Annotated in this window: 11 protein-coding genes; 8 read left to right on the top strand and 3 right to left on the bottom strand. The window is 71.5% G+C overall.

The window, feature by feature from the left end:
• Positions 1-251 precede the first annotated feature (251 nt).
• Positions 252-908: an LPXTG cell wall anchor domain-containing protein gene (locus ACIPSJ_RS02790; protein ID WP_401344539.1), complete on the top strand. Its 657-nt coding sequence runs from the start codon at positions 252-254 to the stop codon at positions 906-908.
• A gap of 75 nt (positions 909-983) precedes the next feature.
• Here the strand turns inward: ACIPSJ_RS02790 and ACIPSJ_RS02785 are convergent, their stop codons facing one another.
• Positions 984-1,568, bottom strand: coding sequence for a biotin transporter BioY (locus ACIPSJ_RS02785; protein ID WP_359221226.1), 585 nt, complete (start codon positions 1,566-1,568; stop codon positions 984-986).
• A gap of 448 nt (positions 1,569-2,016) precedes the next feature.
• On the opposite strand from ACIPSJ_RS02785, the gene ACIPSJ_RS02780 reads away from it, so the two are divergent.
• The 7 genes from ACIPSJ_RS02780 to ACIPSJ_RS02750 all read left to right on the top strand — a co-directional run bounded on the left by ACIPSJ_RS02780 (position 2,017) and on the right by ACIPSJ_RS02750 (position 9,776).
• Positions 2,017-3,207 carry an ROK family protein gene (locus ACIPSJ_RS02780; RefSeq protein ID WP_359221228.1) on the top strand — a complete coding sequence of 397 codons (1,191 nt, stop codon included), beginning with the start codon at positions 2,017-2,019 and terminating at the stop codon, positions 3,205-3,207.
• Positions 3,208-3,418: 211 nt separating this feature from the next.
• A complete protein-coding gene (locus ACIPSJ_RS02775) occupies positions 3,419-4,486 on the top strand; it encodes an ABC transporter substrate-binding protein (protein WP_359221231.1) in 1,068 nt (355 codons plus the stop codon).
• On the top strand, positions 4,483-5,328 hold the full coding sequence (locus tag ACIPSJ_RS02770; protein ID WP_355711669.1) for an ABC transporter permease: 846 nt from the start codon (positions 4,483-4,485) through the stop codon (positions 5,326-5,328). The genes ACIPSJ_RS02775 and ACIPSJ_RS02770 overlap by 4 nt, the downstream gene beginning before the upstream one ends.
• Positions 5,304-6,017 carry an ABC transporter ATP-binding protein gene (locus tag ACIPSJ_RS02765; RefSeq protein WP_355711671.1) on the top strand — a complete coding sequence of 238 codons (714 nt, stop codon included), beginning with the start codon at positions 5,304-5,306 and terminating at the stop codon, positions 6,015-6,017. The genes ACIPSJ_RS02770 and ACIPSJ_RS02765 overlap by 25 nt, the downstream gene beginning before the upstream one ends.
• Positions 6,014-7,351 (top strand): LLM class flavin-dependent oxidoreductase, encoded by a 1,338-nt coding sequence (locus ACIPSJ_RS02760; protein WP_401342935.1) that lies wholly within the window; start codon positions 6,014-6,016, stop codon positions 7,349-7,351. The genes ACIPSJ_RS02765 and ACIPSJ_RS02760 overlap by 4 nt, the downstream gene beginning before the upstream one ends.
• A gap of 11 nt (positions 7,352-7,362) precedes the next feature.
• Positions 7,363-8,256, top strand: coding sequence for a TauD/TfdA dioxygenase family protein (locus ACIPSJ_RS02755; protein ID WP_401342933.1), 894 nt, complete (start codon positions 7,363-7,365; stop codon positions 8,254-8,256).
• 113 nt (positions 8,257-8,369) lie between these two features.
• Positions 8,370-9,776, top strand: coding sequence for an amino acid permease (locus ACIPSJ_RS02750; protein WP_401342931.1), 1,407 nt, complete (start codon positions 8,370-8,372; stop codon positions 9,774-9,776).
• Here the strand turns inward: ACIPSJ_RS02750 and ACIPSJ_RS02745 are convergent, their stop codons facing one another.
• Both ACIPSJ_RS02745 and ACIPSJ_RS02740 read right to left on the bottom strand, forming a co-directional pair.
• Entirely contained in the window at positions 9,777-11,954 is a 2,178-nt protein-coding gene (locus tag ACIPSJ_RS02745) for a tetratricopeptide repeat protein (protein ID WP_401342930.1), read from the bottom strand.
• Positions 11,951-12,370, bottom strand: a complete 420-nt coding sequence (locus tag ACIPSJ_RS02740; protein WP_359221245.1) for a hypothetical protein — start codon at positions 12,368-12,370, stop codon at positions 11,951-11,953. Before ACIPSJ_RS02740 ends, ACIPSJ_RS02745 begins: the two co-directional genes overlap by 4 nt.
• Positions 12,371-12,441: the final 71 nt, after the last annotated feature.

Here is a 12,441-nt window from a genome sequence, read left to right as displayed (position 1 = left end):
ATCCCTGGACTCCCTGAATTCTCCGGCAATTCGCTGCACCCCCTCAACGACCGCCCCTGCTGACACACAATGGTCACACTTACGGCCGTACCAGCATAGTGCGGAGAAATCTTGTGGTACCTCTTCAAGTGGCCGCGAATTCAGGCGCGGTCCAGGGGGTTGCAAGGGGGACGAACATGAGTTCTCGTCGTAGGGACCGGCGGCTGGCCGTGGTCACGGGGTCGCTGGTCACGGCATCTTTCTCAGCCGTGATGATCCTGCCGTTCACGGCCGCCGCCGATGACCAGGGACCGGGAAGCAGCAAGGGGGGAAAGGCGGTTGACCAGGCACCCGAGGGTGTGAAGCTGACGACCACGCTGCCCGAGAAGATCTCCGTGGACAACAGTTCGCAGAAAACGTCGATTACCGCGACCGTGAAGAACGAGGGAACCAAGGAGAGCGACGACATCAGGCTTTTGGTGGTCGGTTTCGACGGCCTGAAGGTGAGCGGCGTCAAGGGGTGCGACGCGATCGCCGAGAAGGATCTGCCGGCCGGTTCGAACAGCGGTTTCAGTTGCCCGGTCGGCGCACTCGGCGCGGGCAAGTCGACGTCGTACGCGGTCGACGCCACGTTCGATCTGGGCAAGACCGGGAAGATCTGCCTGCCCGTGCAGAGCGCGGACGGGAAGAAGACGTTCTGGCAGCAGGGCCCGGTGCCGTTCGGTACGACGAACCCGTCGCCGAACGCCCCGGCCACCCCGCTGCTGCTGGGCACCGACAACAAACCGGTGGGGCCGGGCGGCGACCAGCTGCCGAAGACCGGCGCGGGACGTGACGTGCTGCCGCTGGGCGCGGCCGGGGCGGCACTGATCGCGGCGGGGGCGGCGGGGGTGTGGTGGTCGCAGCGGCGGCCGCGGCAGCCGTCGTAACCGGACGGGGACAGCACAGGGGCCCGGGGTGCTTGCCGCACCCCGGGCCCCTGTCGTCTGTCGTCCGTCGCCGGGTCAGCGCTTGCCGACGAGCTTCCAGGCCGCGGGCATCGCGCCCATCGCCAGGAGCGCCTTGACGGCGTCGCCGATCAGGAACGGGGTGAGGCCGGCCGCGATCGCCGCGGACGCGGACATGTCGGCGGCGTAGGCCAGGTAGGGCACGCCGATCGCGTAGATGACCGCCTCGCCGAGCACCATGGTGCCCGCCATGCGCAGTACGTCGCGGTCGGCGCCGCGCCGGGCCAGGGCGCCGACGGCGGCGGAGGCCAGCATCATGCCGAGGATGTAGCCGAAGGAGACGGAGAGGCCGGAGGTGCCGCTCGCGAACCACGGCACGCCCATGAGGCCGGCCAGCGCGTACAGGGCGAGGGAGGCGACACCCCGGCGGGCGCCCAGGCTGGTGCCGACGAGCAGGGCCGCGAAGGTCTGGCCGGTCACCGGCACCGGAGAACCGGGCACGGGGACCGCGATCTGGGCGGCGAGGCCGGTGAGCGCGGCGCCGCCGAGCACGAGGGCGGCATCGCGCACCCGGGACGCGGGCAGGAGGTCGGCGAGGACGGTGCCGGTGCGGCTGGAGGCGGTCGCGGTGGCGGTGCTCATGGGGACTCCGCGGGGTGAGGGTGGGCGGACAAGCGGGGAACACCGTGACGCTATCCCGGCCGGTCTGAGCCGGACACGTCAGCGGTCGACAAAGGGCGGAAGCGGCGCTTGGTGGGCTCCCCACAAAGGATGTGGGTTACACCCGGTACGGCGTGACGCCGATCACTGAGGCAGAGATGTTTCACTCACGTCAACGGCGTTGAACAGGCCTGTGGAGTTCCGCCAATCGAATCCCAGCGCTCTGGTGGGATTCAAGGTTTCTGGCCTACGCTTCCGGACATGGTCGCCCAGTCCCGGAACTTCACGTCGCGTCGCTATGTCGACCTGCGACGGCAAGGGGCTGCCGTCTGTCGCCGGCCGCTCTGAGGCCGTACGGCGGGTGACCGGTCCGGCGCGCCTCGACTCCCGAGACGAGACGTGTCGGCCCCGTTCCCGAGGACGGTTTCCCATGCCCCGTACCGCGGCACCCCCGCATCCCCTCTCTCCCCCCGGCGACCGGCGGCGGACCAGCGCCAGTGTGGTGCTGCGCTCGGTCCTGGAGCACGGGCCGGTGGCCCGGTCCACCATCGCCCGGCTGACCGGGCTCTCGCCGGCCTCCGTCACCGACTACTGCGCCCGGTTCACCGAACTCGGCCTGATCCGGGAGGCCGAGGCGCCGCGCCGGGTGAACGGCGTGGGCCGGCCGCATGTGCCCGTCGACCTGGACGACTCGCGGTTCGTGGTGGGCGGGGTGCACGTGGCCGTGCCGTACACCACGGTCGCGCTGCTCGACCTGCGCGGACGGATCGTCGTCCGCAGGGAGTTGAAGCACGGCGACACCGGTCCCCGCGCGGTGCTGGAGCGGGCCGCCGCCGGGCTGGCGGCGCTGCTCGCCGAGGTGCCGGGCAGCCGGCCGCTCGGGGTCGGGGTGGCCGTCGGCGGCTGGGTCGACCGGGACTCCGGGACCGTCGTCGAGCATCCGCTGCTGGGCTGGCGCGAGGTGCCGGTGCGGGAGCTGCTCGGCGCGCGCACCGGGCTGCCGGTCCATGTGGACGGGCACGCACGGGCGTTGGTCAACGGGGAGCGGCTCTTCGGGCGGGCCCGGGGCAGCCGGAGCGTGCTGCACCTGTTCGTCGGGAACGTGGTCGACGCGGCCTTCGCCACCGGCGACGAGGTGCACCACGGCCCGCGCTCCCAGGCCGGCACGATCGCCCATCTCCCGGTGCCGGGCGGCACCGAGCCGTGCGACTGCGGACGCACCGGCTGTCTCCAGGTGGAGCTGAGCGAGCGGACGCTGGTACGGCGGGCCCGGGCGGCCGGGGTCGTCGACGGCGGCGGCAACCCGATGCACGTCCTCGCGGCGGCGCGGGCCGGTGATCCGGCGGCCGCGGCGCTGCTGGTGGAGCGGGCGCGGCTGACCGGGCGGGCGGCGGCGCTGCTGCTCGACGTCCTCAACCCGGAGAGCGTGGTCGTCACCGAGGTGGGGGTGCTGTACCGGGAGGACTGTCTCGCCGCGCTGCGGGAGGCGGTCGGACCGGAGCGCGCCGCCCTGGTCGCGCCGACCAGTTTCGGCGACTCGGTGCTGGCGGTGGCGGGCGGTTCGGTGGTCCTGGACGTGCTGTACCGGGATCCGCTGAGCGCGTCACCACGGCTTATTTAATTCAGAAACTCGGAATATTGACAGCCGTCGCACACGGCAAGGAACATCCTGCTCATGACCTGTCGCACCCTCTGTTGCTGACGTCTTGACGCGCTGCGAGCGCGCATTTCTCCCTGCTCTCCGCTCTCTCTGCGTGAGATCTCTCTTTCCGGCCCTCTGCCGCCGGGAATTCGCCCTGCCTTTCTGCTGCTTTTCCCCTCGGAGCCCTCCCATGTCCTCTGCGTCCTCCCCCGGCCTCGACCGCCGGCTCTTCCTCACCTCGCTGCTCGGCGCCTCGGCGGCCGTGGCCGGGCTCGGCGGCTGCGCCGGTGGCAGTGCCGCCGCCGACACCGCGGCCGCCTCAACGGCTCCGCTGGCCGCCAAGGTCCCGGCCGGGACCAGCCTGAAGATCGCCTCCTATCTGGGCACCCAGCAGTTGCAGTTCAAGCTGGCGAAACTGCCCGCGCTGCCGTTCACGGTGTCGAGCTGGGTGAACATCGGGGCCGGTCCCGATGTCATCAACGCGTTCCGCGCCAAGTCCCTGGACCTCGCGAACAACGCGGGTATTCCGCCGATCCAGGCGCAGTTCCAGGGTTTCGCGGCGAAGATCGTGGCGATCAACATCACCCGCAAGCCGAACTACCTGTTCGCCACCAAGCCCGGCAGCGACATCCGCACGGCCGCCGATTTCAAGGGAAAGAGGCTCGCCTTCTCGCAGGGGCAGGCCCAGGGTGTCGTCCTCCTGCGGGCGCTCAAGGAGGCCGGGCTCGCCTACGACGACGTGAAGCTGGTCCCGCTGACCAGCAACCAGTTCCTCACCGCCCTGCAGTCCGGGCAGGTGGACGTGGCCCCGCTCGCCAACACCCAGGCACCGGCCTACCTCCAGCAGTACGGCTCCAAGGGCGCCCACACCATCGCCACCGACGTCGTCGACCTGCTCAACCTGCTCTGGGCGCCGCAGGCGGTGCTGAACGACAAGGCCAAGGCCGCCGCGATCGCCGCGTACATCCCGGAGTGGGCCAAAGGCCTGGTCTGGCAGTGGGAGAACCCGGACACCTGGAACGAGGAGTTCTACGTCAAGACGCAGAACCTGACCCTCGCCCAGGCCCAGGGCATCACCAAGCTCGCCAACAAGCCTCTGTTCCCGCCCAGTTGGGACGAGGCGATCAAGTGGGAGCAGGAGACCGCCGATCTGCTGGCGGAGGGCGGCTTCGTGAAGAAGACCGACGTCACCGGGCTCTTCGACCACCGCTTCGAGTCCCTCGCCGCCAAGGCCGTACCGGCGGAGTACCGGAAATGACCGCCGTGACCACCGGCACCGTGCCGGTTCCCGTCGCGGAGGAGAAGGCGCACCGGGTCCGGCCGCGCCGCCGGCTCTCCCCCGGCCGCCGGCTGCCCGCCGCCCGGCTCGCCGGCCCGCTCGTCGTCCTCGCCGCCTGGGCCATCGCCTCCGCCGCCGGACAGCTCGACCCCGGCGCGATCCCGGCGCCCTGGACCGTCCTGGACACCGCCGTCCATCTGTGGACCGCCGGGACGCTGCGCACCGACATCCTGACCTCCGTGGAGCGGGCCGGGTACGGCTTCGTGATCGGCCTGACCGCCGGGGTGCTGCTGGCCCTGGCCTCCGGGCTCACCCGCACCGGCGAGGCACTGATCGACGGGACCGTGCAGATCAACCGGGCCATCCCGACCCTCGGCCTGATCCCGCTGTTCATCCTCTGGCTGGGCATCGGCGAGACCTTCAAGATCGCCATCATCGCGATCGTCGTCTACATCCCGGTCTACCTGAACACCCATGCCGCGCTGTCCGCGATCGACAGCCGGTACGTCGAACTCGCCGAGGTGCTGGACCTGTCGAGGCTCCGGTTCATCCGGGAGGTCGTGATCCCCGGCGCGCTGCCCGGATTCTTCGTGGGACTCCGGCTCGGTGTCACCGGATCCTGGCTGGGCCTGGTCGTCCTGGAGCAGATCAACGCCACCAGCGGCCTCGGCTACATGATGTTCCAGGCCCAGAACTACGGGCGCAGCGACATCATCCTCGTCGGTCTGCTGATCTACGGCGTCTTCGGCCTCGTCTCCGACACCGTGGTCCGACTCATCGAACGGAGGGTGCTGTCGTGGCGCCGCACACTGAGCAGCTGACCCGCCCCGCCGTCCGGCTCCGGGGACTGACCCGGTCGTTCGGGGAGCGCACGGTCCTCGACTCCGTCGATCTCGACCTGCCCGCCGGGCAGTTCACCGCCCTGCTCGGGCACAGCGGTTCCGGCAAGTCCACCCTGCTGCGGGCGGTCGCCGGACTCGACCACGGGGTGGCCGGCAGCGGTGAACTCACCGCCCCCGAGCGGGTGTCGGTGGTCTTCCAGGACTCCCGGCTGCTGCCCTGGCGCCGGGTCCTCGACAACGTGGTGCTGGGGCTGGACGGCAGGGACGCCCACGACCTGGGGCGGGCCGCCCTCGAAGAGGTCGGCCTCGGCGGCCGGGAGCGGGCCTGGCCGGGCGAGCTGTCCGGCGGCGAGGCACAGCGGGCCGCGCTCGCCCGCTCCCTGGTCCGCGAGCCCGAACTGCTCCTCGCCGACGAGCCGTTCGGCGCGCTGGACGCCCTCACCCGCATCAAGATGCACCACCTGCTGCGCGAGCTGTGGAAACGGCACCGCCCGTCCGTCCTCCTCGTCACCCACGACGTGGACGAGGCGATCGTCCTCGCCGACCGCGTCCTGGTCCTGGAGAAGGGCCGGGTCGGCGTCGACCTGACCATCGACCACACCCGCCCACGGGACGAGTACCGCACCCGGCTGCTCGCCGCCCTCGGTGTCACGGAGGACGCCGCATGACCCGCCAGCTGCACCTCAACGCCTTCCTCATGAACACCGGTCACCACGAGGCCTCTTGGCGCCTCCCGGAGAGCGACCCGTACGCGCACGTCGATCTCGCGCACTACGTACGGCTGGCCAAGGCCGCCGAGCGGGGCACCTTCGACTCGCTCTTCCTCGCCGACGGCCCGCATCTGTGGGGCAGTGTCGCGCAGCGGCCCGCCGGGGCCCTGGAACCGCTGACGCTGCTCACCGCGCTGGCGACGGCCACCGAGCACATCGGGCTGATCGCCACCGCCTCCACCTCCTACAACTCGCCCTACAACCTGGCCCGCAAGTTCGCCTCGCTCGACATCATCAGCGGCGGCCGGGCGGGCTGGAACATCGTCACCACGGCGGGTGCGGAGGCGGCCCGCAACTTCGGGATCGAGGAGGAGCCCGCGCACGCCGAGCGGTACGCGCGGGCCACCGAGTTCCTCGACGTGGCGCTGAAGCTCTGGGACAGCTGGGAGGACGACGCGATCCTCGCCGACAAGGCGTCCGGGGTCTGGGGCGACGACGCGAAGATCCACCCGCCCCGGCACCAGGGGTCGTACTTCAGTGTCGAGGGCGCCCTCAACGTGCCCCGCTCCCCGCAGGGTTACCCGCTGCTGGTGCAGGCGGGGTCCAGCGAGGACGGCAAGGCGTTCGCGGCGCGGTACGCGGAGGCGGTGTTCACCGCGCAGCAGACGATCGAGGAGGCGCGGGACTTCTACGCCGACCTCAAGGCGCGGACCGCCGCGGCCGGCCGGGACCCCGACCACATCAAGGTGCTGCCCGGCATCGTGCCGGTGATCGGCTCGACGGAGGCCGAGGCGCGGGCGCACGAGCAGCTCCTGGAGGACCACATCGTGCACCGGCACGGCGTGGCCAACCTGGAACGGCTCCTCCAGCTGCCCGCCGGCCGTCTGGAGCTGGACGCGGAGCTCCCCTCCGACCTGCCGTCCGAGGACGCCGTCGAGGGGGCGAAGAGCCGCTACACGCTGGTCGTCGGGCTCGCCCGCCGCGACCGGCTCACCGTGCGGCAGCTGATCGGGCGGCTCGGCGGCGGCCGTGGCCATCTGACCTTCGCCGGAACGCCGGAGCAGGTCGCCGACGCGATCGAGACCTGGTTCACCCAGGGCGCCGCCGACGGCTTCAACATCATGCCGCCCGTGCTGCCGTCCGGCCTGGAGACCTTCGTCGACCACGTCGTCCCGATCCTGCGCGCCCGCGGCCTGCTGCGCGAGGAGTACGGCCCGCGCCGGACCCTGCGGGAGCGCTACGGCCTCCCCCGCCCCGCCAACCAGTACACCGCCAGCCCTGTGTTCGCCTGAAAGGAACCGCCATGTCCCTCCAGATCACCAAGATCACCGCGAACATCGGCGCCCGCGTCTCGGGCGTCGACATCTCCCGCCCCCTCGACCCGGAGACGGCCGTCGCCGTCCGCGAGGCCCTCAACACGCACAAGGCGCTCGTCTTCGACGACGTGAACCTCGACGACGACACCCACCAGGCGTTCGTCCGCACCTTCGGCGAGGTCACCACCGCCCACCCGACGGTCTCCTCCATCGACGGCGTGCCGAACGTCCTCCCGGTGGACAGCGAGCGCGGCCGGGCCGCCAACCACTGGCACACGGACGTGACCTTCGTCCTCAACCCGCCGCAGGCCACCACCCTGCGCTCGATCACGATCCCGCCGTACGGCGGCGAGACCCTGATCGCCAGCTCGGCCGCCGCCTACCGCCAACTCCCCGAGCCGCTGCGGGCCCTGGCCGACACGCTGTGGGCGGAGCACACCAACGACTACGACTACGCCGTCCCCGACGAGGAGATCGACGAGCAGCAGGCCGCCCAGCGCGCCCAGTTCACGTCGATCAAGTACCGCACGGTCCACCCGGTGGTCCGCGTCCACCCGCTGACCGGTGAACGCGGCCTGTACATCGGCGGGTTCGCGCAGCGCGTCGTCGGTCTGTCGCCGTCCGAGTCGCGCCGGATCCTGGACCTGCTGCAGGCCTACGTCACCCGCCCGGAGAACATCCTGCGCCACCGCTGGTCCGAGAACCAGCTGGTGGTCTTCGACAACCGGATCACCCAGCACTACGCCATCGACAACTACGACGGCCGGCCGCGCCGCCTGCACCGGGTGACCCTCGCCGGTGACGTCCCGGTCGGCATCGAGGGCAAGGAGAGCTACTCGATCGAGGGCGACGCCTCGCACTACACTCCCGTGGCCGCGTGACCACACCCGGTCAAGGGCCCGTCCGGATAATGGACGGCCACCTCCGCTGAGCGGTGCGGCCGCCCAGACTGTGGGCGTTTTTGCCCATCTCACCCATTGGACGAGCCGCGCCCATGCCGCACCGCAGCACCCCGGTCGAGACACCGCCGTCGCACGAGGACGGCGGTGTCCCGCCGTCCCCGGGCCTCTCCCCCGGTCTCAAGCAGCGCCATCTGTCGATGATCGCCCTGGGCGGGGTGATCGGCGCGGGTCTCTTCGTCGGCTCCGGCGCCGCCATCGCCGCCGCCGGCCCGTCCGTCGTCCTCGCCTACACCCTCTCCGGCCTGCTCGTGATGCTGGTGATGCGGATGCTGGGCGAGATGTCGGCCGCGTACCCGTCGTCGGGCTCCTTCTCGGCCCACGCCGAGCGGGCGATCGGGCCGTGGGCGGGTTTCACGGCGGGCTGGGCGTTCTGGGTGCTGCTCTGCACGGCCGTGGGCCTGGAGGGGATCGGCGCCGCGAAGATCGTGACGGGCTGGCTGCCCGGCACCCCGGAGTGGGCCTGGGTCGCCCTGTTCATGGCCGTCTTCTGCGCGACGAACCTGGCCGCGGTGCGCAACTTCGGCGAGTTCGAGTTCTGGTTCGCGGCCCTGAAGGTCGGCGCGATCAGCCTCTTCCTGGTCCTCGGCGTCCTGGCGATCGCCGGCGTGCTCCCCGGCACGGACTCCCCGGGCACCGCCCACCTCACCGACCTCCTCCCGCACGGCGGGGAGGGCCTGGTCATCGGCTTCCTCGCCTCGATCTTCGCGTACGGCGGTCTGGAGACGCTCACCATCGCGGCGGCCGAGTCCGAGGACCCGGTCCGGGGCGTGGCGAGCGCGGTCCGCACCGCCATGTGGCGCATCGCGCTCTTCTACATCGGCTCCATGGCGGTCATCGTCACCCTGGTCCCCTGGGACTCCCCGGAACTCGTCTCGAAGGGCCCGTACGTCGCCGCCCTCGACCACCTGGGCATCCCCGGCGCCGGGCAGCTCATGAACGTCGTCGTCCTCGTCGCCCTGCTCTCCGCGATGAACGCCAACATCTACGGCTCCTCACGCATCGCCCACTCCCTGGTGACGCGCGGCCAGGGCCCCCGGGCGCTGGCCAGGATCTCCGGCGGCGTCCCGCGCCGCGCGGTCCTCACCTCCTGCGTCTTCGGGTTCCTCTGCGTCCTGCTCAGCTACTGGCGTCCCGACGACGTCTTCCCCTGGCTCCTCAACATGATCGGCGCGGTGATCCTCGTCGTCTGGATCCTCATCGCCGTCTCCCAGCTCCTCCTGCGCCGCCGCGTGGCAGCCGAGGCCCCGGAGAAGCTCGCCGTCCGCATGTGGGCGTTCCCCTACCTGACCTGGCTGGCCCTGGCCGGCATGGCCACGATCTTCGTCCTGATGGCCCGCGAACCGGACACCCGCACACAGCTCTACTACACGGGCGGCATGACAGCCGTCCTGGCAGCGGCGGGCTACGCCCGGCAGCGCGGGCGCGCCGCCGAGGAGTGATCAGGCTCCGGCTTCGGCCTCCCAGGCGGTGACCCGTTCGCGGTCGTAGGCGACGAAGGGGTGGTCGGGGCCGAGTGCCTGTTCCCGGAGTTCGGCGACCCGGCGCAGCATCGTGAGGGCTTCCCGGTGTCTGCCCAGACCGCGGGCGACCACGGCGTTCAGGGAAAGGGCGGAGACGGCCACCGGGTGACCGGCCCCCTGGAGGCGCGTCCGGTCCGCCAGCACGCGGTGGGCGATGGGCTCAGCCTCTTCGTACCGCTCGAAGGCCACCAGGCCGAGACCGTAGGAGTGGTACGCCCCGACGGTCGTGAGGTCGTCCGGAGGCAGCACCCGCTCACAGGTCTCGGTGAGGGCACCGGCCTCGGCCCTGAACTCGCTCTCCTTGCCGAGCTGGGGAAGGACCTCCGCGAGGTAGACCCAGGTGAAGAGGGTTTCCGGGGCGTGCTCCCCGAGCACCCGCCGCTGACCTTCGAGTGCCCTGCGGAGCAGGCGTTCCGCCTCCTCGTCGTTGTCCTGGAGGTCGAGCGGCTGGTGCAGGCCGACACAACTGCGCAGGGTGTCCGGATGGTCCGGACCGAGCACGAGTTCGCGACGCGCCAGGACCCGGCGATGCAGTTCCTCGGACTCGGGGTAGTGGCCCATCCGGAACAAAGCTCTGGCCTCCACTTCGCGCGCCTCCAGGGCAACCGGGTGCCGCACACCGAGCAACGCCTCTCCCCGGTCGGCGACTTCCGGAGCGAGTCCGAGAGCACCTGCGAAGTCTCCCGAGTCGAACACCCGCCGGGCAACGCGCACCGCCAGCGTGACGGTCCGCTCCCCGGGAGCCGTCCTCAGCAGCGCCGAGGCATGAGGCGCCAGCAGCCCGAGGCGGTCTCGGACCTCGGGCGATGCGGTGCCCGACTCGGGCAGGGCCGCTTCCAGCAACCTCGCCGCCGTCTCGACCAATGCCGGCCGTCCTTCCTCCGGTACGCCTGCCGCGACACTGTCGAGGAGCACGCCGTGTGCACGGACGCAGCGCACCCCGTCGGACACGAGGACCAGCTCGGCCAGCGAGTGGTCGAGCAGTGCCCGCAGGGCGGGTTCCACCCGGGCCGGTTCGAGTTCCCCGAGGGCCGTCGCCCCCTGCGCCAACGGGGCCAGCGCGTCCAGCGGCACGGGATCCGCCGCCCAGCAGGACAGCAGCCGCAGCAGCGTCGTCGCCTCCGGCAGTCCCTGCCCGGCCAGGGTGTTCAGCGACAACTGCCAGGTGCGGCCGACCAAATGGCGGGACTGGCTGCCACCGTGACCGGTCGCGCCCCGGTCCACGATGGCGGTCGACTCCTCGGCGAGCTTGCGGTCGTACTCGTCCATGGACCACGACTCCAGTAGCTGGTGGGCGAGATGGGAACCAGCCAGGGTGAGCGCGAGAGGAAGTCGGCCCAGGCGTTCGGCCACTCTCCGCGCAGACTCCAGGTCGCCCGCGTCGGGCGCCAGGTCGCACAGAACCTGGGCCGCGTGATCGAGCGGAAGGACGTCCAGGGCGTGCCGGGTGACACCGGGCCCGCGCCACAGCGGCGATCCGGCATGGCGGGTGGTGACCAGGATCATCCCCCGGGGGCTGGTCCGTAGCCAGGCGCCGTCCTCCAGGATGCCCGGGTCGTCGGCGTTGTCGAGAACCAGCAGCCAGGGATCTGCCGCTTGGCCGAGGTAGTGCCAGACCACGTCGGACGCGGCCCGCTGTCCTGCGGCAGCCGCGGCGAGTTCACCCGCCGTCGCCCCCTGGTCGCCCGCGACCGCGAGCATCCCGGCCCGCAGGGACATGCGTTCCGAGGCGTTCACCCAGAAGCCTGTCCTGCCGTGAGCGCGGACGGCCTCGGTGAAGAACCAGTACGCCAGCGCCGTCTTCCCGCAGCCGCCCATACCGTGTACGACGTGGGCGTCGCCGCCGGTCCCGGTGAGGACGGCCGTCAGCACGCCGAGGAGTTCCTCGCGGTCGCGCAGAATGCCCGGCGGACGGCCGACCAGTGGCACCCGTACGGAGTCGGGCCCGGCCGGGCTCACCGGCCAGGACGGCGATGCGGCGCCGAAGAGCGGGGCAGCACCGGCGTCGTAATGGTGATGGTGTTCCTCGATGTGCTGGTCGCCGGTCGTCTGGAAGATCCGGCCCTGCCCCGAGGCGCGGGCGCCCAGTTCGCTCATCGTTCGGTGATGTGCTGGTCGCGGCCGGCCTGGTAGACACGGCCGCTACCGGAGGCCTCGGCGCGCAACCGGACGTCCACCTTGGTCTGCTGCCGCGGGAGGCGGTGGTCCAGCTCACCGAGGATGCGACGCAGTTCGTCGGCGACTTCCGGCTGGGTGAGCAGCAGCCGGCGGACCCGTGCCTGCCATTCGGCGGTCAGTGCGGCCTCGGCCTCGGTGTCACCCGCGGCGCGGGCCAGGAGCAGGTCCTCCCGGGTGGCCTCCAGTTCGCCGCCCACCGCCTCCGCCCGGGCAGGCTGGAAGCGCTGCCAGAGGGCGACCACACCGTCCCGCGCCGACTCCCAGGCCTGGGTGGCCATCAGAGTCACCACCGTCGTACCCGCCGTCTGAGCGAGGTCGGCGATCTCCGGCCCCATGGCGCCCCCTCTCCACGACTCTCGATAGTAGGTCCCGCCCCTGCCGGGCGCATTCCCCACGCGCCGGACAC

It is taken from the genome of Streptomyces sp. NPDC090088 (assembly GCF_044747345.1).
Taxonomy (GTDB): Bacteria; Actinomycetota; Actinomycetes; order Streptomycetales; family Streptomycetaceae; genus Streptomyces.
The sequence above is the reverse complement of the archived record's forward strand: the minus strand, read 5'-3'. Positions and strand labels throughout refer to the sequence as shown.